Annotated in this window: 20 protein-coding genes and 1 tRNA gene; all 21 read right to left on the bottom strand. The window is 31.6% G+C overall.

What is annotated here, in order from left to right; translation table 11 throughout:
• Positions 1-33: 33 nt before the first annotated feature.
• Positions 34-261 (bottom strand): preprotein translocase subunit SecG, encoded by a 228-nt coding sequence (secG, locus tag DP68_RS00910; RefSeq protein WP_035304858.1) that lies wholly within the window; start codon positions 259-261, stop codon positions 34-36.
• 246 nt (positions 262-507) lie between these two features.
• Complete coding sequence (eno, locus tag DP68_RS00905; RefSeq protein ID WP_035304856.1) at positions 508-1,803, bottom strand: phosphopyruvate hydratase; 1,296 nt, start codon at positions 1,801-1,803, stop codon at positions 508-510.
• Between the two features lie 36 nt (positions 1,804-1,839).
• Positions 1,840-3,387, bottom strand: coding sequence for a 2,3-bisphosphoglycerate-independent phosphoglycerate mutase (gene gpmI, locus DP68_RS00900; RefSeq protein ID WP_035304854.1), 1,548 nt, complete (start codon positions 3,385-3,387; stop codon positions 1,840-1,842).
• Positions 3,388-3,407: 20 nt separating this feature from the next.
• Positions 3,408-4,154 (bottom strand): triose-phosphate isomerase, encoded by a 747-nt coding sequence (gene tpiA, locus DP68_RS00895; RefSeq protein WP_035304853.1) that lies wholly within the window; start codon positions 4,152-4,154, stop codon positions 3,408-3,410.
• 19 nt (positions 4,155-4,173) lie between these two features.
• Positions 4,174-5,370 carry a phosphoglycerate kinase gene (locus DP68_RS00890; protein ID WP_035304851.1) on the bottom strand — a complete coding sequence of 399 codons (1,197 nt, stop codon included), beginning with the start codon at positions 5,368-5,370 and terminating at the stop codon, positions 4,174-4,176.
• 98 nt (positions 5,371-5,468) lie between these two features.
• Positions 5,469-6,476, bottom strand: a complete 1,008-nt coding sequence (gene gap / locus DP68_RS00885; protein ID WP_035304849.1) for a type I glyceraldehyde-3-phosphate dehydrogenase — start codon at positions 6,474-6,476, stop codon at positions 5,469-5,471.
• A 90-nt stretch (positions 6,477-6,566) separates the two neighbouring features.
• The gene (locus DP68_RS00880; RefSeq protein WP_035304848.1) at positions 6,567-7,604 is read right to left on the bottom strand and encodes a sugar-binding domain-containing protein; all 1,038 of its coding nucleotides are present in this window, start codon (positions 7,602-7,604) and stop codon (positions 6,567-6,569) included.
• Positions 7,605-7,708: 104 nt separating this feature from the next.
• Positions 7,709-9,061 carry an RNA polymerase factor sigma-54 gene (rpoN, locus tag DP68_RS00875; protein ID WP_035304847.1) on the bottom strand — a complete coding sequence of 451 codons (1,353 nt, stop codon included), beginning with the start codon at positions 9,059-9,061 and terminating at the stop codon, positions 7,709-7,711.
• A gap of 174 nt (positions 9,062-9,235) precedes the next feature.
• Positions 9,236-10,171 (bottom strand): ABC transporter permease, encoded by a 936-nt coding sequence (locus DP68_RS00870; protein ID WP_035304846.1) that lies wholly within the window; start codon positions 10,169-10,171, stop codon positions 9,236-9,238.
• Positions 10,164-11,249: an ABC transporter permease gene (locus DP68_RS00865; protein ID WP_035304845.1), complete on the bottom strand. Its 1,086-nt coding sequence runs from the start codon at positions 11,247-11,249 to the stop codon at positions 10,164-10,166. The genes DP68_RS00870 and DP68_RS00865 overlap by 8 nt, the downstream gene beginning before the upstream one ends.
• Positions 11,242-12,786 (bottom strand): ABC transporter ATP-binding protein, encoded by a 1,545-nt coding sequence (locus DP68_RS00860; RefSeq protein WP_035304844.1) that lies wholly within the window; start codon positions 12,784-12,786, stop codon positions 11,242-11,244. Before DP68_RS00860 ends, DP68_RS00865 begins: the two co-directional genes overlap by 8 nt.
• Positions 12,787-12,867: 81 nt before the next feature.
• A complete protein-coding gene (locus tag DP68_RS00855; RefSeq protein ID WP_035304842.1) occupies positions 12,868-13,962 on the bottom strand; it encodes a BMP family ABC transporter substrate-binding protein in 1,095 nt (364 codons plus the stop codon).
• A gap of 154 nt (positions 13,963-14,116) precedes the next feature.
• Complete coding sequence (locus DP68_RS00850) at positions 14,117-14,956, bottom strand: DegV family protein (protein WP_035304840.1); 840 nt, start codon at positions 14,954-14,956, stop codon at positions 14,117-14,119.
• Between the two features lie 11 nt (positions 14,957-14,967).
• Complete coding sequence (locus DP68_RS00845; RefSeq protein WP_035304838.1) at positions 14,968-15,435, bottom strand: tRNA (cytidine(34)-2'-O)-methyltransferase; 468 nt, start codon at positions 15,433-15,435, stop codon at positions 14,968-14,970.
• A gap of 149 nt (positions 15,436-15,584) precedes the next feature.
• Positions 15,585-16,607 carry a spore photoproduct lyase gene (gene splB, locus DP68_RS00840; RefSeq protein ID WP_035304836.1) on the bottom strand — a complete coding sequence of 341 codons (1,023 nt, stop codon included), beginning with the start codon at positions 16,605-16,607 and terminating at the stop codon, positions 15,585-15,587.
• Positions 16,608-16,622: 15 nt separating this feature from the next.
• Positions 16,623-17,444, bottom strand: a complete 822-nt coding sequence (locus DP68_RS00835; RefSeq protein WP_035304834.1) for a Cof-type HAD-IIB family hydrolase — start codon at positions 17,442-17,444, stop codon at positions 16,623-16,625.
• A 196-nt stretch (positions 17,445-17,640) separates the two neighbouring features.
• Positions 17,641-17,727 (bottom strand) — tRNA-Leu (locus tag DP68_RS00830).
• 46 nt (positions 17,728-17,773) lie between these two features.
• Positions 17,774-19,987 (bottom strand): transglutaminase-like domain-containing protein, encoded by a 2,214-nt coding sequence (locus DP68_RS00825; protein ID WP_035304832.1) that lies wholly within the window; start codon positions 19,985-19,987, stop codon positions 17,774-17,776.
• A gap of 1 nt (position 19,988) precedes the next feature.
• The gene (locus DP68_RS00820) at positions 19,989-21,143 is read right to left on the bottom strand and encodes a DUF58 domain-containing protein (RefSeq protein ID WP_035304831.1); all 1,155 of its coding nucleotides are present in this window, start codon (positions 21,141-21,143) and stop codon (positions 19,989-19,991) included.
• Positions 21,140-22,090: a MoxR family ATPase gene (locus DP68_RS00815; RefSeq protein WP_035304829.1), complete on the bottom strand. Its 951-nt coding sequence runs from the start codon at positions 22,088-22,090 to the stop codon at positions 21,140-21,142. Before DP68_RS00815 ends, DP68_RS00820 begins: the two co-directional genes overlap by 4 nt.
• An 87-nt stretch (positions 22,091-22,177) precedes the next feature.
• Positions 22,178-23,557 (bottom strand): VanW family protein, encoded by a 1,380-nt coding sequence (locus DP68_RS00810; protein WP_052085579.1) that lies wholly within the window; start codon positions 23,555-23,557, stop codon positions 22,178-22,180.
• Between the last annotated feature and the right edge of the window lie 115 nt (positions 23,558-23,672).

Raw genomic sequence — 23,672 nt, 5'->3', positions numbered from 1 at the left:
ATAATCATATCCCCCTGACTTTTGTAAATAATTTTACTTAATTACGTTTAAAGATACAGTTATTACAGCAAATAATATAGCACATATTACTGTAAGCTTTGACATAGTTGATTCAAAAGTTTTTGTTTTATTCTTAGCATAAAAAGTGTCTGATGCTCCTGTAAGCAAGCTAAATCCCTGAGTCTTAGCTGGCTGTGCAAGGACAGATATTATTAGTGTAATTGACACTATAACCTGTAAAATTGTCAATGTGTTTTTCATTCCTCTACCTCCTCCATCTTTTAGTTAAGTTTTAATATTTTTCCCCAGTTTTATATATATCTTTTATTAATTGTAGCATAACTTGATTCTTTCAACAACTTACTATAATTTGTAAATACGCTGAAATACAAGGTCATCCTCCATTATATCCATTTAATTCCATTTTAGTCGCATATACATAAATTTTATATAAATTAAGAGATTCAAGTTTCCCTGAACCTCCTATTTGCCATACTTCGTTATTTATTATCTTTTTATATTATAAAATGCCTTAAGACCTCTATATTCTGCCATATCAGCTAGTTCTTCTTCTATTCTTAATAACTGATTGTATTTAGCTACTCTTTCACTTCTTGCTGGAGCACCAGTTTTTATTTGACCTGCATTTACAGCTACAACAAGATCAGCTATAGTTGTATCTTCAGTTTCCCCTGATCTATGGGATATTACTGCAGTGTATCCTGCTCTTTCAGCCATTTCTATAGCATTTAATGTCTCAGTTAAAGTTCCTATCTGATTTAATTTTATAAGTATGGAGTTTGCTACTCCCTTTTCTATACCTGTGCTTAATCTATTTGTATTTGTTACAAACAAATCATCTCCTACTAACTGAACTTTATCTCCAAGTCTTTCAGTGATAAGTTTCCAGCCTTCCCAATCCTCTTCTGCCATACCATCTTCTATGGATATTATAGGATATTTTTCAACTAGTTTTGCATAATATTCAACCATTTCAGCTGGAGTTAAAACTTTTCCTTCTCCTGCTAAATTATATTTTCCATTTTCATATATTTCTGAAGATGCTGGATCAAGTGCTATATAAATCTCTTTTCCTGGAGTATATCCTGTTTTTTCTATAGCTTCTACTATAACTTGAATAGCTTCTTCATTGGAGCTTAGATTTGGAGCAAATCCGCCTTCATCACCTACTCCGGTATCATATCCCTTTGATTTAAGTATTGATTTTAATGAATGGTAAACCTCTGAGCTCATTCTTAAAGCTTCAGCAAATGTTCTAGCACCTACTGGCATAATCATAAACTCTTGAAGATCTACGTTGTTATCAGCATGCTTTCCTCCATTTATTATATTCATCATTGGAACAGGAAGAACCTTTGAATTAACTCCTCCTATGTACTGATATAGACCTAATCCAAGATATTCTGCTGCAGCTTTAGCACAAGCAAGTGACACACCAAGCATAGCATTGGCACCAAGCTTTCCCTTGTTTTCAGTTCCATCTAACTCAATCATAGTATTATCTATTGAAACTTGATCAAATATATTCATCCCAATAAGTTCTTGAGCTATTAGTGTGTTTACATTATCTACAGCCTTTAATACACCTTTACCATTATATTTTGATTTATCTTCATCTCTTAATTCAACCGCTTCAAACATTCCAGTTGAAGCTCCTGAAGGTACTGCCGCTCTTCCTATAGTACCATCCTCAAGCACTACATCCACTTCTACAGTAGGACTACATCTTGAATCCAATATTTGTCTTGCAACTACATCTACTATTTCTACATAACTTTTCATTTTATAAGCCTCCTAAATATTAATTATTGTTGTATTTTAATTATTTTCTAAATTAAACAATACTTTACCTGTCATTTCCTTAGGAATAGAAATTCCCATCTCTGTGAGCATTGTTGGAGCGATATCCGCTAGAACTCCACCTTCTATAAAACTTTTAGAATTAGCATCACCACTTATATACATGAAGGGAACATGATTTGTAGTATGAGAAGTGAACGCTCCTCCTGTGGAAAAATCCATCATTTGTTCTGCATTCCCATGGTCAGCAGTTACAAATACACTACCATTCATCGATAAAACTTTATCTACAATTTTACCCATGCACTCATCTACTACTTCCACAGCTTTTTTAGCTGCATCAATTACTCCTGTATGCCCTACCATATCAGGATTAGCAAAATTTAAAATTATCATATCATATAAATTTGTATCTAATCTCTTTAATAACTCTTCTGTAACTTCATAAGCACTCATTTCAGGCTGCAAATCATAAGTTGCAACCTTTGGAGATGGGATAAGCGCTCTATCTTCACCTTCATTTGGATATTCTATTCCACCATTGAAGAAAAATGTTACATGTGCATATTTTTCTGTTTCTGCAATTCTTAGCTGCTTAAGTCCTAAGCTGCTTACATATTCCCCTAAAGTATTTTTATAACTCTCAGGTTTATAAGCTACTCTAACATTTTCTATAGATTTATCATAAATAGTCATTGTTAAAAAATTAAGATTTAATGTTTCTCTATTAAATCCATCAAACACCTCGTCGTTTATTGCACGAGTAATCTCTCTTGCTCTATCTGGTCTAAAATTGAAGAAAATTACAGAATCATTATTTTGAATCATCCCTGTAGGCTTATCACCATTTATTATCACCGTAGGAAGCACAAATTCATCTGTTTTGTTATCATGGTATGATTTTCGTACTGCCTCTATTGCGGATTTTGACTCCTCACCTTCTCCAAGTACCATTGCATTATAAGCAAGATTGATTCTTTCCCACCTTTTGTCTCTATCCATAGCATAATATCTACCAGAAATTGTAGCTATTTTACCAATTCCTATTTCAGTCATATAATCTTCTAAATCTTCAATATATTCTATTGCTGAAGATGGCGGTACATCTCTTCCATCTAAAAACGCATGAACATACACATCTTTTAGTCCCTTTTCCTTAGCTAGCTTTATTAATGCTTTAAGGTGATCTATATGAGAATGTACACCGCCATCTGAAAGCAGTCCCAATAGGTGTAATGAAGACTTATTTTCAATGGCGTTATCCATTACCTCATTTATTTGTAAATTTTTAAAGAAGTTCCCTTCCTTTATTTCTTTTGTGATTCGTGTTAGTTCCTGATATATTATTCTTCCTGCCCCTATATTCAAATGCCCTACTTCAGAATTCCCCATTTGTCCTTCTGGAAGTCCTACGCTTAACCCGCTTGCTTCAAGTTCTGTATGTGGATAATTATTAAAATACTTTGTAAAATTAGGCTTATTAGCTTTAGCTATAGCATTGCCTTCTATGTTATTTGTTAATCCAAATCCATCTAAAATCATGAGCATTACTGGTCTCTTATTCATCTTTTTCCCCCTACTACACCTTAAAAGTTTACTATAGCTGCAAAGTCTTCTGATTTTAAACTCGCTCCTCCAACTAAAGCTCCATCTATATCAGACATACACATTTGTTCATTAATAGTAGCAGGTTTGACAGAGCCTCCATATTGTATCCTCACCTTATCCGCTACATTTTTACTATATATATTTCCTATTATACCTCTTATAAACGCTATAGTTTCATTTGCTTCTTCAGATGTAGCTGTTTTACCTGTGCCTATAGCCCAAATAGGCTCATATGCTATAACAATATTTTCTACTAATTCTCCTGAGATATTAGCTAAATCAAGCTTTACTTGTTTTGCTATAACTTCTTCTGTTATATTACTTTCTCTTTCATCTAGGGTTTCTCCTACACATAATATAGGTGTTAAATCATGTTCAAATGCAGCTTTTATTTTTTTGTTTATTGTTTCATCTGTCTCATTGAAATATTGCCTTCTTTCACTATGCCCAATTATTACATAATCCATACCCATATCTTGAAGCATTAGTGGAGAAACTTCTCCTGTAAAAGCACCCTTTTCTTCAAAGTGCATATTTTGTGCTCCTACTTTTATATTTGTTCCTGCTACAGCTTTTTTCACTGCATGTAAACATACAAATGTCGGACATACTACTACTTCACATTTCGCATTCTTAACCATAGGTTTTAATTCTTCCACAAGCTTAATTGCTTCATCTATGGTATTATGCATTTTCCAATTACCTGCAATTATAGGAATTCTCATTGATTTCACCACCTTCTAATTACTTATTGCTCAATGCTGTTATTCCTGGGAGCTCTTTTCCTTCTAAGAATTCAAGAGATGCTCCCCCTCCAGTTGATATATGAGTCATTTCATTTCCAAAGCCTAATTGATTAACTGCAGCTGCACTATCTCCTCCACCAATTACAGTAACTGCATTGGAATTTGCCATAGCCTTTGCAACTTCTAAGGTACCCTTAGCAAAGTTTTCAAATTCAAATACTCCCATAGGTCCATTCCAAATAACAGTCTTTGAAGATTTTATTTCATCAGCATACATCTTAGCTGTCTTTGGTCCAATATCCAATCCCATATGTCCTTCTTTGATATTTTCATTTTCTGTAGTTACAGGCTCTGCTGAAGCATCAAATTTTGCCGCTATTACATGGTCCACAGGAAGCATAAACTTTACACCCTTTTCCTTGGCCTTTTCAACCATCTCTTTAGAATACTCCAGTTTATCTTCCTCTACTAAGGAATTTCCTATTGTATATCCCTGTGCTTTTAAGAAAGTATACGCCATACCTCCACCAATTATTAAAGTATCTACTTTATCTAAAAGGTTATTTATAACATTTATCTTATCTGAAACCTTTGCCCCTCCTAGTATCGCAACAAATGGTCTTTCTGGACTTTCCACCGTGTCTCCTAAAAACTTTAACTCCTTTTGGATTAAATATCCACATACAGATACCTGTACAAATTCAGTAACTCCTACTGTAGAACAGTGCGCTCTATGAGCTGTTCCAAAGGCATCATTTACGAATACATCTGCTAGTGATGCTAATTCTCTTGAAAAACCTTCTTCATTTTTAGTTTCTTCTTTTCTAAATCTTGTATTTTCAAGAAGAACTATTTCCCCATCCTTCATTTCGCTTACTGCCCTTTTAGCATTTTCTCCTACTACAGTATCATCTGCCGCAAATTTCACTTGACTATTTAAAAGCTCTGATAATCTTTTAGCTACAGGTTCTAAAGATAATTCCTTTTTAACTTCTCCCTTAGGCTTACCCATATGTGAACAAAGTATTACTTTTGCACCATTATTCATAAGATATTTAATAGTTGGAAGCGCTCCTAAAAGCCTATTCTCATCAGTTATATTTCCATCTTTTATAGGAACATTAAAATCACATCTTACAAGGACTCTTTTTCCTTTAACATCTATATCTTCAATAGTTTTTTTATCAAATGCCATAGTTATCATCCTTTCCTTACATTAAAAAGGGTTTTGCCTTATAGCCATAACTACAATCAAAACCCTCCTTTAGTTTATTGTTTAGCTATAATTTAAAATTATAGTCTATCTGCTACATATTTAGTTAAATCAGCAAGTCTATTTGAATATCCCCATTCATTATCATACCAAGAGATAACTTTAACCATATTTCCTTCTATAGTCATTGTTGACATAGCATCAATTATTGATGATCTTTCATCTCCTCTGAAATCTATAGATACTAATGGTTCCTCACAGAATCCAAGTATTCCTTTCATATCAGTTTCTGATGCCTTCTTGAATGCTGCGTTAACCTCATCTACAGTAACTTCTTTTGAAAGCTCTGCAACTAAATCTGTACATGATACTGTTGGAGTTGGAACTCTTAATGAAAATCCATTTAATTTTCCCTTTAATTGTGGTAATACTAATGCAACAGCCTTAGCAGCTCCAGTTGTTGTTGGTACCATAGATTCTGCAGCAGCTCTTGCTCTTCTTGGATCTCTATGTGGAGCATCTAATAATCTTTGATCTCCAGTATATGAGTGAATTGTTGTCATTAATCCTTTTACTATTCCAAATTCTCTATCTAAAACTTTAGCAAATGGAGCTAAACAGTTTGTTGTACATGAAGCATTTGATATAATGTGATGATTTGCTGGATCATATTCTTCTTCGTTAACTCCAATAACTACTGTTATGTCTTCATTTTTAGCTGGTGCTGAAATAAGGACCTTTTTAGCTCCTGCTTCAATATGAGCCTTAGCTTTTTCTGCATCAGTAAATAGTCCTGTTGATTCTATTACTATGTCAGCTCCAAGACTTCCCCATGGTAAATTTTTAGGATCTCTTTCAGCAAATATTTTTATTTCTTTTCCATTAACTACGATTGAAGATTCTTTAGCTTCAACAGTACCTTCAAATTTTCCATATAATGAATCATATTTTAATAAATGCGCTAATGTCTTTGCATCTGTCAAGTCATTTATTCCAACAACCTCTAACTGATCTGCATAATTCTTAACTAATGCCTTAAATACATTTCTACCTATTCTTCCAAAACCATTAATACCTATTTTAACCATAAAAATATTCCTCCTTGAAATAAATATATGTAAAGTTAATTTTAACCAAACAAACGATCTATCTTCAATTATAAGTAATTGAATTTTATTTTACAATGAAAAATTGTTAATTATATTTAAAATCTTTCTTGCTGCGCCTTCATCAGTAATTAGAACTCCTCTAGGTTTATTTGTAAGAGTTGCAATTATAGCTTCTGCCTTAGATGTACCTCCTGCCACAGCTATAAGATACTTTATACTTTCTATATGTTCATCTTTGAGGCCCATAGTAGGCGTAGAGTAAACTTCTTCTCCTATTTTATTAAAATAGTATCCAAAGGCTTCTCCTACAGCTTCCTTTTTCCTAAGTATTTCAATTTCCTTATAGCTTAAGCCTCTTCTCTTTGCCATTTCTTCTGCTTTTCCAATTCCATAAATAAGTATATTTGCATTATATATAATATCTAGCACATCTTTTATTCCTTTTTCTTTAAACATAGCAGTTATAGCTTCCGTACTTAAATTATCTGGAACATGAAGTAGCTTGTAATTTGCATTTATTTTATTAGCAAGATTAGAAACCAGTGTATTTGCTTGAGTTTCTAATGTTCTTCCCATCCCACCTCTTGCAGGAACTACCATCATATTAGTTGGAGCATTAAACTTTGGCATATTATCTACTACTTCTTTTATACTACTTCCACCAGTTAGTGCCAGTATAGTATCTTCCTCGAGAAGATTTCTTATATAACTTGCTGCAGCCTTTCCCATTTCCCTTAGAATATTTTCATCTTCATCTGAGTTCCCAGGAACTATAGTAATGCTGATTAACTTTAATTTTTCTTTAAGTTTGCTTTCTAAATCAGCAAGTCCTTTTATATCATAAATGAAGTGCTTTAGCTTTTCTATTATATATTCTCCTTCTTCAGTAATCATCATACCTGGAGTTGTAATTTCTATAAAGTTTTGCTCTTTTAAAAAGTTTACTTCTGTTCTAACTATTCTTTCACTAAGCTCTAAGTTTTTTGAAAGCATTCTTCTTCCAATAGGCTGATTATAGTATATATCTCGCAATATGGAGTATCTCTTTTCCATAACTTCTAGCATCTCAGGCACTATCTTCTGTTGTAACTTTAATATTTCCTCCAAGCACAACACCCCTCTGGTCATTTATTGTCCCGGGCATATCATTATTGCCCCACTAATATTATAGCTCATTTGGAACCGCTTTCCAAGAGCTATAAATAATTTTTTTAAAATCTTTTTCTTCCCTTTGAAGATTTTATTCCCATTTCTTCTCTGTATTTTGTCACGGTTCGTCTTGAAATATTCACATTAACCTTCTTTAGCTCATCTGAAATATATTGATCAGATAATGGATTTTTTTTATCTTCTTTATCTATTAAATTAGAAATTAACTTTTTCACATTAATAGAAGACATATTATCACTATTGTTTCCTTGTATAGATGTTGTGAATAAGCTCTTTATCTTTATAGTTCCCTTACTTGTATGAATATATTTATCCCTTATGGCCCTACTTATTGTTGACTCATGCATATTTAAGTTATCTGCGATTTCTTTCAGAGTCATGGGTTTCAAATACCTTTCACCATAATCAAAATACTCCTTTTGTATTTCAAGTATGCTCTCAAGAACCCTATATATTGTACTTTTCCTATTTTCTATACTTTTTATCAAAAAAGCAGCACTATCCAGCCTACTTTTAACATATTCAACTGCGCTCTTATCCTCATTTTTATTTATTATCCCTTTATAAAGATTATTTATCATAAGCTTTGGAACTAAATCATCATTCATTATGATATAATACTTTTCACCAATTTTTTTTATATATGCATCAGGGATAATATAATTTACTTCTTCACCAGTATAAAACCCACTAGATGGTTTAGGCTGAAGTTTTTTTATGATATCTCCATACCTTTGTGCTTCCATAGGAGTAATATTTAAGCTTTTTCCTATAATATTATATCTATTTTCAGCAATATCTTCTAGGTGATTATCTATAATCTGAAGCAATTTATAATTTCCCATTTTCCTTTGATAAAGTTGTATTTTTAAGCATTCCTTTAGATCTCTTGCTCCAACCCCATAAGGCTCTAAGCTTTGAACTATCACTAACGCCTTTTCTGCGACATTTAATGGTATATGTATTTCTTTAGATATATCTTCTATACTTACTCCTAAATATCCCTTAGAATCAATATTCTCTATTATATAATTACATATATGTTTTATGCAATCCTTTTCATCAAAATCAGCAATTTGTTCTTTTAGATATTCTTTTAAAGACTTTTTATTAGAAATAAAATTAAATGGTGATACCTCTTCATCGTCACCCTTTACATAGTTATTATGAGTATAATCATCAAATTCTAAATACTTTATTATCTCCTTATAATTTAACTTGTCCTCTTTTTTATCATATTTAGCTTCTAGCAATGGATTTTCTTGAATTTCCTTTTCAATATATTCCTGAAGCTCAAAGGAAGATAATTGAAGTATTTTAATAGACATCTGCATTTGTTGTGTCATTATTAACTTTTGCTCTTGATGCATAGATAACCCAAAATCTAAATTCATATATAACACACCCCTCATAGTTTTTATTATAACATTTATATGAATTCAATTACAGAGTTATACGCAAAATCCATGCCAAAATTTCGAATAATTTTCAATTTTCAATTAAAAAAAATCCGCATTGCGGACTTTTTTTAGTAAGTATCATATATTAATGCTCAGTATTAATTGTAACTATCTTTGACCCTTTTCATAAGGAACACCATCTGCTGCTGGTGCTTGAGTCTTTCCAACAAAACCAGCAAGAGCGAGCATTGTAAGTATATAAGGAAATGCTGCGTACACTTCCCCAGGAAGAGTCCATCCAAATCCCTTTGCAAATAACTGAAATGTTTCTGCAAAAGCAAATAACATTGATGCCCACATAGCATTTATAGGCTTCCAGTTACCAAATATCATGGCTGCTAGGGCAATAAACCCTCTCCCACTTACCATGTTTTCTCTGTATAAGTTCATTATTCCTATGGACAGAGTAGCTCCTCCTAATCCTCCAAGTACTCCCGAAAGTATTACACAAAAATATCTTATTCCATATACACTTACGCCCAAGGTATCTGCAGCCTTTGGATGTTCTCCTACAGATCGTATTCTAAGTCCTAACGGAGTTTTATATATTACATAATGAGATACGAATACTAATATAAATGCTATGAATACAAACCAATTTAACTCTTTTAATATTGATCCAATGAAGGGAACCTTCCCCATCATTTCTGATGGATATGGAATCGATTTTACAACACTTGTTTGAGAACCAGTCTTAAAAAACTTAACAATTAAAAAACTCGTCAAAGCACCTGCAAATATATTTATAGCAACACCAGATACAACTTGTTCTGCCTTTAAGTGAATACTTAAATATGCATGTATAGCCGCCATAGCCGCTCCTGCAATCATAGCAAATATAAGACCCATCCAAGGGCTGCCTGTAACAAATGAACCATATACTGCAAAGAAAGCACCCGTTGTCATTATCCCTTCTAGTGCTATATTTACAACTCCAGCTTTTTCTGAAAAAACTCCACCAAGGGCTGCAAATATAAGAGGTGTTGAAAGTCTTAACGTTGCGGCGATTATTCCTGTTATAGCTATATATACTCCACTATCCATTTGTCAAAGCCCCCTTTTTTCTTCTCTGTGATATAAGTTTAAATATATATTCTCCAGCAATGAAGAGTACTATTATACCTTGAATTAAGTATGAAATTGTTTTTGGTATACCAAATAACATAAGAGTTGCTGAGCTGTAGTTTAGCGCTGCAAATAATACTGCAGAGAAAAGTACACCTATAGGATTGCTTTTAGCAACTAGAGCTACCGCTATACCATCAAATCCAAAGTTAGGAAATCCAAATAATTGAACGGATTGATGTTGTACTCCCATTACATGTATCGCTCCACCAATACCTGCTATTGCTCCTGAAATTACCATTGAAAGTATTATATTTTTCTTTATACTTATTCCACCATATTCTGCAGAAGTTGGACTTAACCCTACTGCTCTTATTTCATACCCTATAGTAGTTTTCCAAAACAATATATAAACTAAAACTGCAAATATTACTCCTATAAATATTCCTATACTTAATCTATTATTGGGTCCTAAAAACCTAAATAGTTCTGCTGATTTTTGAATAAGTTCTGTACTTGCAGAACCCTGCTTATGGAAAGGTCCCATGGTTAAATAGTTTGTAAAGTGCATAGCAATAAAATTCATCATAATAGTATTTACAACTTCATTGGTTCCTATTTTTGCTTTTAAATATCCTGGAATTCCTGCCCACAATGCTCCACCAGCCATTCCCGCTATAAGTATCATTATTACATGTATAGCTGATGGTATTCCTGGAATTAATCCTATTATTGCTGCTGTAATCATTCCTATAATAAATTGCCCTTCAACACCTATGTTAAAAAGTCCCGTTTTAAATGCCACAGCGTGAGCAAGCCCTGTAAATATTAACGGTGTTGTAAACACAAAGGTTTCTATTAAATTTATTTTTGATCCAAAACTTCCCTTCCAAATGGAAGTAAATAGTAACTGTGACGAATCTAAAAAACCAAATCCTTTAGCCCACATTACAAAGAACACAGATATAATAAGAGCTAGCAATATAGATAAAAAGGATACTGATAAATTTCTTACCGAATTTAAAACGGTTATAGTTTTTGTATTATCTTTAGCCATTTATTTTACCTCCCTGCGTATCCTTTTTTAAAGTTCCACCTGCCATTAATATGCCAAGTTTTTGATCTGTTGCATCCTTAACATTTAATATATCCACTATTTCCCCATCATATATAACTGCTATTCTATCTGAGAGAGACATAACTTCATCTAATTCTAAAGATACCAACAGTACTGCCCTTCCCTTATCTCTTTCTTGTACCAATCTTTTATGTATATACTCAATTGCACCTACATCAAGGCCACGAGTTGGTTGAACTGCAATTACAAGTTCTGGGTCCTTTTCAATTTCTCTTGCTACAATTAGCTTTTGTTGATTTCCTCCTGATAAAGATGAAGCTAATACATCTTCATTTGGAGTTCTCACGTCAAATTCATCTATAAGTTTTTTTACATGTTCTCGTATTTTATGGTAATTCATCATTATTCCATTGGAAAAAGGTTTCTTATGATGTATACCTAGTACAGAGTTCTCAAGAAGTGAGTATTTTAAAACTAATCCTCTTTTATGTCTATCTTCAGGTATATGGCCAACTCCTGCATCTGTTATGTCTTTAGTTGGTTTTCCTGTTATATCATTACCCTTTAAATACACTTTACCCTCTATTGGTTTTATGAGTCCCACTATAGATTCTACAAGTTCCTTTTGTCCATTGCCGTCTACTCCTGCAATTCCTAGTATTTCACCAGACTTCACTTCCAAAGTTATACCCTTTAACGCAGGAAGTTTTCTATGATCTAATGCTTTTAAGTTTTCTATCTTTAATATAGCTTCTCCTGGCTTTGATAGTTCTTTATTTACTGTAAGATTGACCTTTCTACCTACCATCATTTCTGCCAGCTCATCTATATTGGTTTCTCCAGTATTAACAGTATTTATATATTTTCCCCTTCTTATTATAGTCACCCTATTACTCATACTCATAACTTCCTTTAATTTATGAGTTATAAGTATTATTGACTTTCCCTCTTTTGTTAAATTTTTAAGTATTGATCCAAGTTCTATTATTTCCTGTGGAGTTAAAACAGCTGTTGGTTCATCAAGTATAAGTATTTCCGCACCTCTATATAATGACTTTAGTATCTCAACCTTTTGTTGCTGCCCTACAGTCATGTCTTCAATTACAGATTTAGGGTCAATATTAAATCCATACTTCTCTGCAAGTTCTTTGGTATCGTTTTCTGCCTTTTTAATATCTATGTGATACATTCCCTTTCTAGGTTCTTGCCCTAAAACCATATTTTCAGCTACTGTGAAATTATGCACCAACATAAAATGTTGATGTACCATTCCTATTCCTAGCTTAATTGCATCCTTAGGATTTTTAATACTTACCTTATTTTCATTTACATATATCTCACCTGTTTCTGGCTGATACAATCCGTATAAAATGTTCATTAAAGTAGTTTTTCCAGCTCCATTTTCACCAAGAAGAACATGTATCTCTCCCTTTTTCAGTTCAAAATCCACATTATCATTAGCTATAGTTCCTGGAAATACCTTGGTTATACTTTTCATTTCCACAACTTTTTGCATCTGAATCCTCCTTTCTGCAATGAAGTTTAAGTCCCAAATAATTATACAAAAGGCTAGATGCATAAGCACCTAGCCAAACTATTATAGCTGTGGAGCTTTAAAATCTTTAAGCTCATCTCTTGTACCTGGAACTTTAAACTTTCCTTCTTTTATAGCTTCTTTGTATTTATTAGCTAGCTCTATATATTCCTTAGAAACCTTTTCATTAACCGTAGGAGCTATTCCAACTCTATCTTCTTTTATTCCAAGAACCTTATGCTGTCCTCCTTGGAAACTTCCACCTTTAAGGTCTTTTATAGCATCATAAACTGATTCTCCAACCTTTTTTTCCATTGAAAATGCTATAACATCTTTATAATCTGGAAGTGCTGCTGCTTGGTCAGAGTCAACACCTATAGCCCATTTGTTCATTTCCTTAGCAGCCTTGAAAAGTCCAAGACCTACTCCACCTGCTGCATGGAATACTATGTCACATCCACTGTTATATAACATTTTAGCTGCTTCTACTCCCTTTTGTTGATCGTCAAAGGAATCAACATATTTAACATTTTTACCTGGAGTTTTAGCATTTACAGGCATTAAAAGTTTTCCTGCTTCTGGATTAACAGACATAACACCAGCTATAAATCCAGATTCAAATCTATTTATAACTTCTCCTTCTTTTCCACCTATAAATCCTACTTTATTAGTTTTAGTCATTTTTCCTGCTAATACTCCTGCAAGGAAAGAACCTTCTTCTTCTTTAAATGTTATTGATAAGGTATTTGGGCTATCAACTACAGCGTCAACTACAACAAACTTCTTATCTGTTAACTGCTTTGAAACATTTGCCATAGCCTGACTCATCATAAATCCACATCCAACTGTTAAATCAGCTGCTCCAGCCATAGTTCTTAAATTTGGTTCGTAAGCATCTTGCTGCTTAGATTCTACTGCTGGAATTTGCTCAATGCCAAGATCTTTAGTCGCTCTAGTTATACCTTCATGTGCAGATTGGTTAAAGGAACCATCATTAATACCACCTTGATCAGTAACTAACCCTACTTTTAATGCAGTTGCTGCAGGTTTTGTGCCACCTTGATCTGCAGGTTTCTTTTCCCCACCGCCGCAGCCTGCAAGCAATGACATTGTCATTATTGTTGCTGCTAATAATGAAACTATTCTTTTCTTGTTCATTTGTAATTCCCTCCTATTAATAATTATATAATGTAACCCTTAACATTACTATTCTACAAATAACCAAATTATCCTTCATTTATCAAATATGCAAAAATATTTTTTGCATTTATACAACCCAACTTATCCCATCCTACTTTACATTCACTAATTATTAATATTCTTCTATAAAAAACACTCCACAAGCTCCTTTTCCTGCATGAACACCAACCACGCACCCCACTTCACATTCCATAAAATCATTGCCATTTTCACAAAGGTACTCTTTAAGTTGTAATCGTACATCATCATTTTCAACTTGGAGAAGCACCATAGGTTCTCCCTTTTGTATTCCATTTTCGTTCATATAATCTATAATATATCTTGCTGCTTTTCTGCTTCCTCTTACTTTATCTATTACGGTCATCTCTCCATTAACTACTCCAAGTATTGGTCTTATTCCAAGAATATTACCAATAACTCCTGCAGTCTTAGAAAGTCTTCCTCCCTTAACTAAGTTATCTAAATGCTCAAATGCTAATGCAGCTTTAACATGAGGTATTGTGTTTTTAATTTCTATTTCTATTTCATCTATAGAAATTCCCTTTTCTTTTAATATGGAAGCTTTCACAGCTAGTATTCCAAGTCCTGAGGTTACATTTAATGAATCTATTACTACTATATTTGCAGTGTCTAACATATCCCTTGCAATACATGCAGACTGATAGGTTCCACTCATTTTAGATGATAAATGTATAGATACTATTTTATATCCTTCGTTTAAATATTTCTTATAATACTCTAAAAACCGCTGTGGGTTTATTTGTGAGGTAGTAGGGAAAGCTTCAGACTTATCCATTCTGTCCAATAGTTCTCTTAGAAATATATCTACGCCATCCTTGTAGGTATTTTCTTCAATATTTACTAATAGAGGTATAACTTCTATATCATATTTCTCTACTATAGACTTTGGCAAATCTGCAGTACTATCCGTTACTATCTTTATTTTTTCCAACACTCTGCCTCCTATTTCATATTTGGAAATTCCATTTGTCTTAATGCCTCATAGGCCATTATAGATACAGTATTAGATAGATTTAAAGATCTAGTTGAACTCTCTATCATAGGTACCCTTATACATGTTTCACCGTTCTCTTTTCTTATGTAATCAGGTAGTCCACTAGACTCTCTTCCAAATACGATAAAATCTCCTTGTTTAAATTTTACATCTGAGTAAAGCTTATCTGCATGGGTGGTTGAAAAATAAAACGTGCTATCTGAATACTTTTCTCTAAGTTCCTCATAGGATTCATAAATAGTTAGGTCTAAGTACTTCCAATAATCTAATCCTGCTCTTTTTAAATGTTTTTCATCTAAACTAAAACCTAAAGGTTTTATAAGATGAAGCTTCGAGTTTGTAAGAACACAAGTCCTCGCTATATTTCCAGTATTTTGTGGTATTTCTGGCTGAAACAAAACTATATTTAAATTCAATTTTTTTCCCCCTTACTTGTTTAACTCATCAGTACAAATCTATAATAAATATATTACTCTAATATTACCAATTATTCAATTACCACTTTGTATTAAGCAATGTATTCCTATCCATCACTTAATTTATATAGTAAATCTTAATTTAATAATTATATTACATATTTTACAACTTTATTTTCAAATATTGTTTCTATCTGATTTGTAAAAAAATCCTTTACTTCTTCTATCTCTTCTCTTGTATATACAAACTTTCCGTATCCAAACTGCCCATGTTTATATTTTCTTTCCTCATCAATCATTGGTAACGTAGTTTGCGGAAACACTTCCAATATTATATTTTTCGCTCTAGCTGTATACCTATGTGAAATAATTTCAAATGTTATTGGATATCTTAAATTCTTTGGAATTTTATCATGCAATTCTAATAATAAGTTCTTATAATCTTCTTTCCAATTATCATATAAAAATACCGGTGCTATAATAAAACCTACTGGATATCCAGCTTTTGCTACCTTTACACTTGCTTCTATTCTTTTATCAATTGGCGCAGTTCTCTTTTCATAGTCGCTGATAACTTTAAAAGTATTTAATGTAAATCTTATTTCAGTATTGCCGTTATGCTTCAAATTAAGCAGTCCGTCTACATCATTATATTTTGTAACAAATCTAAACTTGCCATTTACACCTTCCCCAAAAAACTCTATAGTCTTTGCTAAAGAATGTGTATATGGCTCAATTGGCACAGGGTCTGAGGTTGCAGCTCCTTCAAATATCGTTATCTCTGGAAGCCTTTCATCTATATACTCTTTAGCTTTATTGAGTATATCCTCTATATTAACATTAACCTTTATGTATGGTTTATCTCCCATATTGGTATTTAAGTAACAATACTCACAATGTCCTATGCAACCTGATACTAAAGGTAATTGATAATGTGCTGATGGCTTACAGGATTGATACTTAAATCCTTTTTTCACCCCGACTACTAAGGTATTTTTGCCCGCCCTATAAAAATCATATAGGTTATCTCCTGGAATGCTTTGCTTTATCTTATTAGATGTTAATTGTATTATTTCTATATCTGACTTATTTTTAAAATTCTCATATATATTTTTACCTATTTCATAATCTAACGAACCCTTTTCAAAAATTATTCTCCTAGGTATAAACATAATTTCCCTCCCGGTCTATAATACAAATTTTTCTATAGCTTTTGCTACCCCGTCATCATCATTGGTATCTGTTATATAATGCGCACTTTCTTTTACAAAATCCTCTGCATTACCCATTGCAATTCCAAGACCTGCATAATTTATCATAGATAAATCATTCTCATTATCTCCTATACATATTACCTCACTTCTATCAATGCCATAATAATTTGCAAGCATCTCTACAGCTTTCCCCTTAGATACTCCCTTTGCCATTATTTCAAAGTTCTTTTTTAAGGAGCTTACTACTTCTAGAGTTTCTATTTTATTAATTTCTTCCTTAGCCTTTTTAATCTTCTCTATATCTTTATCTATAACTATACATTTTAGTATTTCGCCTTCATTTTCCTTTAATACCTTTTGCCAATCTTCTACAATACAAATTTTTATTTTCCTGTCCTCTGGTAAAGTTTCATTTAACTTAGAATAAAACAAAGATGAGTTAATAATCCTTTCTGTAAAAATAGAATCATAGGTATTAAAGTGAGGATATAAATCAAATGTCTTAAGTATTTCAACTACTTTTATGGCATTATCATAACCTAAAAGTGATTTATATATAACCTTATCACTAGACTTTTCTCTTATGTATGCTCCATTAGATGCTATAACAGGAGTCTTTACTTCTAAGAGATCTGCGAAGTAATTAGCAGATGCAAATAGCCTTCCTGTAGTAACAGCTACATTTACTCCATTTTTAGAAGCCATTTTAATAGCCTCTAAATTTCTTTTACTTATTTCTCCAGATTTATTTAACAATGTTCCATCCATATCTATACATATTAATTTATATTTCAATTCAAACATTCCTTTCATTAATTATTATTTACATAATACTTATTATATAAATAGTGCCTATTTCTGTCCAACTCCCTATCTGTATATATTGTTCTTTATAACTTAATTTTATATGTAATTAAAAAGGAACCTTTGCCTAAGGCAAAAGTTCCCTTGTTATGTGGAGGCACTTTAACTTTGATATTTCAAACTTTGCTGGTGCGGATAACAGGACTCGAACCTGCACGAAGTCTCCTTCGCTAGAACCTGAATCTAGTGCGTCTGCCAATTCCGCCATATCCGCATTACCATAATATTCTATATAAATATTATAACATGTATACTTTAATTTACAATACTACAAAATAAAAGAATATATACTTAACTTTACTTTGCTTGCCTCTTAGATATTTTTCTATAGAATTATAATAACTTATCTTGCCTAGTGCTTTTAGACTATTATATTGTCCATAATATTCTTCATAAGCTAAAGTACATAAATCGCTCATTAGGAATCTAATATAGACATCATCATAACTTTTCCAAAACTCTAAATCGCCAGTATTAACTGGAATAATTATTCCTTCAGTTTTTAATCTTGATAATATATATTGATACAGAGGAATTACACTTTGTGATTTTATAATTTTGCTTTTTCTGTATTTTTTAATTAATATAAATATACATATAACGAAAAATACTCTTAATACGATCCACAATACTTTATTTATAACAATCCCTTTTAAATCTATGTTTTTTTCTTCTTTTCCTAATTGATGTTGTGTCTTTTGGTCACCTTTGTTAATCTCCTGTGACTTTTCCTGTACTTGGTTACTTTCCTTTTCTTTAGCCTTTTCTTCCTCCGTCCTTAAAATTTCCGGCGCACTAGGCACTGCATCAAATACTCCCCACGTGTTATATGTAGGAGATATTAAAACCTCTACCCAAGCATGGGCATTTTTATTTGTAACCACATAAAGCCCATTTTCATTCTTATTATTTGTCATATTAAATCCTTCTACATATCTTGCAGGGATGCCCGCCATTCTAAGCATTACTACAGAAGCTGTTGCAAAATAAGTACAATATCCCTTTTTTTCTTCAAATAGAAAGTAGTCTACAAACTCCTTATTTTGAGGAATATTAGAAACTTCAAGAGAATACTTATAATTTTTGTTAAGATAATTATATATACTTATTAGACTTTCAGAAGCATTATTATCTTTAGATGTTATTTGTTTCGTTAAATCATACACCCTACCGGGAATATTTTTAGGCAATTCTAGATATCTTTTATAATTTTCCATTTCTCCTTCCAGGTAAGATTTCTTATATTCAAAATCTATAGCATCCATTACTATAGAATTTTTTGTATCAGGAGTTATTTTACTGTACTTTTGGCTATCATCATAAAACCTTATAGTATATGGTGTACTTATTACCTTAGAAGACAATAAGTCTCCTTCCTTGTTTATATATAAAGTTTTATTATTAATAGACATTCCCTGCATATATAAAGTTGAAAAAACAGTAGTAGTATATAAGTTAGTTGGATAAATAGTTAGCTCATTTTCCATGCTTTCTGTTTTAAGAAAGAAACTTCTACCTCCCTCAATCGTGGGGAGTGGATTTTTATCTCCTACTTTTTCAAATGTATCAATACTATTTCTCCAAGAAAATCCATCATAAAAATCCTTAGAACTTCCCCTTAAATAATACGGCCTATTACTTCTTACCTTAAAAACTTCTCTATCATCTAACGTAATAGGGCCTCCAAGCTTTGATTCTGTACTGGGATAACCTGATGATGATATATTATACATATGACTTCCAGCATTTTTACTAGGCAAAAGTTTATTTGTAATATTATCTTTTACTTCACTATAATGACCTTTATAATTATTAGGAAAAAAACTTTGCAGAGATGCAATTATTAAACTTAGTATAACAATGTAAGGAATAGTCTTTACAATAGGCAACTCTGCTTTTATACTCTTTTGCTTTAGCACTATCTTTTCCTTTAAAAAATTGTTTATTGAAAAAGTCATTATAGTCAGCATAAGATATAAAAACAAATACTTCTTTACTATAAAAGTATATCCGTAGTACCAGAAAAAAGCAGTAGCTGCAAAAGTTATAATTAATATAAAATTAGTAAATATACTTGAAAAAAATATACATATTAATATGAGTAACGGAAGTAACGTTAAAATTAAAATTTTGTACTGAAAAAACTCAGTATCTTCCCTATTATATATGGCATTATTTAAATACTGCATATAAGAATTGTTTTTTACAATTAGCTTACTTATATATTCTATATTCTTATATATACTAAAAGACAGTATGCTTATAATAAATAATATTAGTAAAATCTTAATATAAGGCTTTTTTATTAAAAATTTAAAAACATATACCAATGCTATTACCATCAAAAATAATAAGGAAAATAGTACATAAGAAAAATCACTTATTTTAAAGGCAACCTCCATTACTCTAAATATGAATACGAAGTTTAAATAAATTAGTATAATCCTTACTGAAAACTCTTTTATACCTTTCATATCATTCCTCTTCTTTTATAAGTTCTCTATATGATAACGCATTAATATCATTTTTTTTAAGTTGTTCTATGAGACTTAGGTCTTTAAAGTCTATATTGACGTACACAACTTCTAAATTATATCCCATTTTTTTTAAACTTGTTATTACATTTACTTGTTCTTCTGTTAAGACCCCAGTAATTATTATCAAAGTACTCTTATCTATACTATTTAAAGAATCATATATGAAAGATTCAATTTCTCCTTCTCCATTGCTTTTATGCAGAAGGAAGTATTCCATAAGTTCCCTAACATCTCCTCTTTTTTCGATGTAAAAGCTTCTATTCTCCTGATTTTTTATATAAATCCTTGTCTTCATACCTTTACCTTGTAAGTAACTTACAAGCGAAATACAAAGTTCTACTGATTTTTCCTCAACTACATCTTCCTCTATAGTATTTAATTTATTCATGTTTAATAAGATGCTGCATTTTTCTCCAGAGGAATAATCAAAGTTTTTTATATATAGTTCTCCATACTTAGCACTTAATTTCCAGTGTATGTTTTTCAAGCTATCTCCTACTCTATACTTTCTAATGTCCCTTACAGAGGATTCGTCTTCTGCGTTTTTTCTATTTGAATTTATTATGCTAATTTCATTATATCCATGAAATATTTTATGAGTAAAAGAGTACACCTTAGGATACACGCTTATACATTCATTACTATTCAATATAAAAGTTGTAGTAAAAATATATAAAAAGTCCTTTATTATAACTTCTGTAACTCCTAAATTATATATTCCTCTAATATCAAAGCATAATTGCCCCTTTATTCTTTTGTTTTTATCTCCTGAAAGAATTACTACATCATATTTAAAACCTTTCTCAAAATTACACAAGGTGTTATTAAATATTTGTAAATATGGGATGGGAAGTATACTATAATTTTTAATTATAATTGTAAACTCACATGGATCCTTAGTATATAACTTATCCTTATTGAATCTTATTTCTATTGCAATTTTTCTTCTAATATATATTAAGTAGATAAAGGAAATTAGCAATGATAAAAAAGTACTATAAAATAGTGAGTATGCAAGAATGCCTCCATCTAGATATGCATAGATTAACATACCTAAAAGTAGTATTATAAAAAATCTCTTTATCTTTATCATTTTATCTCTCTCTTAACTCTAGGTACAGGTATTGTTTTTATAATATCCCTTATAACTTGCTCTTGAGTATAATTATTAGCTCTCCCAAAGGGTGAAAGTATAATTCTATGAGCATATACTTGAACTACATTTTCCTTTACATCTTCAGGAATTACATAAGTTCTACTATTTATAAGAGCTGAAGCTTGAGCTATTTTAAGTAAAGCTAACGAAGCTCTAGGACTTACCCCCAATGATAAGCATTTATTATTTCTTGTAGCATCTGAAAGATTGACTATATAAGTGTTTATATCATCTGATACATACACTCCTCTGCATATTTCCTGCAGTTTTAATAGTTCTTCCCTGCTTCCAATTACATTTACCTTTTCAATAGGATTTTCATTTCTGTAAACTTTAAGCATTTTTTCTTCATAACTTTTTTCTGGGTATCCTATATTAACCTTTATCATGAACCTATCCAATTGCGCTTCAGGCATTATAAAGGTTCCCTCATATTCTATGGGATTTTGAGTTGCAAGTACTATAAATGGCTCTGAAAGTTTATAAGTTTCCCTTCCCTCAGAAACTTGCTTTTCCTCCATTACCTCTAAAAGAGCTGACTGGGTTTTAGGTGAAGTTCTATTTATCTCATCTGCCAGTAGTACATTGGTAAATATAGGTCCTTCTATAAACTGAAATTCTTGAACCTTTTGATTATATATAGAAATTCCTAAAATATCTGACGGCAATAGGTCTGGTGTAAATTGGATACGACTATAGTTTAAATTAAGGGATTTTGCTAAGGCCTTTACTAGTGTGGTTTTTCCTACTCCTGGAACGTCTTCTATAAGTATATGTCCTCCTGCAATTATACCCTTTAATATATTAAAGATTTCATATTCTTTTCCTATTATTACATTATTAATATTATAAACTATATTCTTTATAAATTTGTCACTTTCCATATCTCCACCCCATTTCTTTATAATTATATCCAATTATAAAACAAAAAAACATACATTAAATTAATTCTTTAATGTATGTTCTTATATTTAACTTTTCTTAGTTCCTACTTTTATTATTCCATTTACAGGTCTATAAAAATCGTTTGATATAAGTTCCTTATTTATAACACTTCCATTTTCATAGGTATTTTGATAAACCCTTACTTTATATCCTGTATAAGCCTTTTGCGTTACCTGCTGCTCACCTTCTGGTAATGAGGCATCCTGTACTGTTTGTGTAGTTGATGGAATGGTTTCATATATTTCTGAAGTTATATCATAACTTCTGGATGTTAATTGGTTATTTGAATATACATTAAATGCCACATTCCCTCCTGCAGTATATGCTTCTATATATATAGGATAATTTAATGTATTTTTAAACTTATAATCAATAGTTCCCCAATCCACAGTAGCGTCTCTTCCTAACGGCACATAACTAGATGGTAATGTATGATGAGCCCTTTCAGTAGACTTTAGGTTAGCTCTAAGTATAGCATTATATAAAGTAGATGATACTTGACATATTCCGCCACCAAGTCCCGACTCAACTTGATTTCCCACTATAACACCTGCTGCTTGATATCCCCTTGCTACAGTTCTTTCTCCTACTACTCCATTAAAACTAAATGTATCTCCCGGCATTAATACAGTACCATTTATACTTTGAGTTGCCCTTTGAATATTATTAGCTCTTTGTGGAGATGAAATAGCTCCGTAATTAGTCGAAAAAGATGAAATTCTTGTATTTACCAATCTAAGTTTATCAGAAGTTATAGTAGGCTTTATTTCTTCTATAGGTGCCTCTATTTCTATATTTACCCCAATTTCTCCATTAATCTTAGATGAGACATCTTTTTGTAACTTGTCACTTGTAAGCTTTCTTCCTGATTGATGCTCTGAAACACTAAATCCTCCTACTTTCGTAAGCTTTGCATTTATAGGTTCCTTATTTATTTCCTTTCCTATATTTGCAATAAAACTTTTAATATTTTTATCATTATAGGAAAAATCTAAGTTAACATTTTTTTGCACAGGATTCTTTATAAGCTTATATTTTGAAATAAGATTTAAATTTTTTCCATAGTTTAAAGCTTCGTTTGTTGCTTTATCTAAATCAAATTTAGCCCCTATTTCTCCAAACTTAATGGTGTATTTTTTCCCCGGAGTATTTATAGAAAGTTCCTTAGTAACTATTTTATCTAAATACTCGCTTTTAAGTATCTTTTTAGCCTCTTCTGATGTCTTTTTAGATAAGTCCGTTTTGCCCACAACTACCCCTGGATATATTAACCCTTCATAGGCTTTGACTGTGTTATACATGTAACTTATCCCTGCAGATACTATACCTGCAACTGTTATAACTGAGAATAATAGTATTAATATTAGTGCTTTTTTCTTCTTTCTTTTCTTCTTCTTTTTTTCCACATGTATCACCTCTAACTTCCTAATATATTATACTAATAAAAATGTGCTTGTACAACAATCCTACACATTCTAAACACTAAAAGTTTTTACCAAAAATCAAAAAGAATCTCATCTA

The sequence above is a fragment of the Clostridium sp. HMP27 genome (assembly GCF_000765165.1).
GTDB lineage: Bacteria > Bacillota > Clostridia > Clostridiales > Clostridiaceae > Clostridium_AK.
The sequence above is the reverse complement of the archived record's forward strand: the minus strand, read 5'-3'. Positions and strand labels throughout refer to the sequence as shown.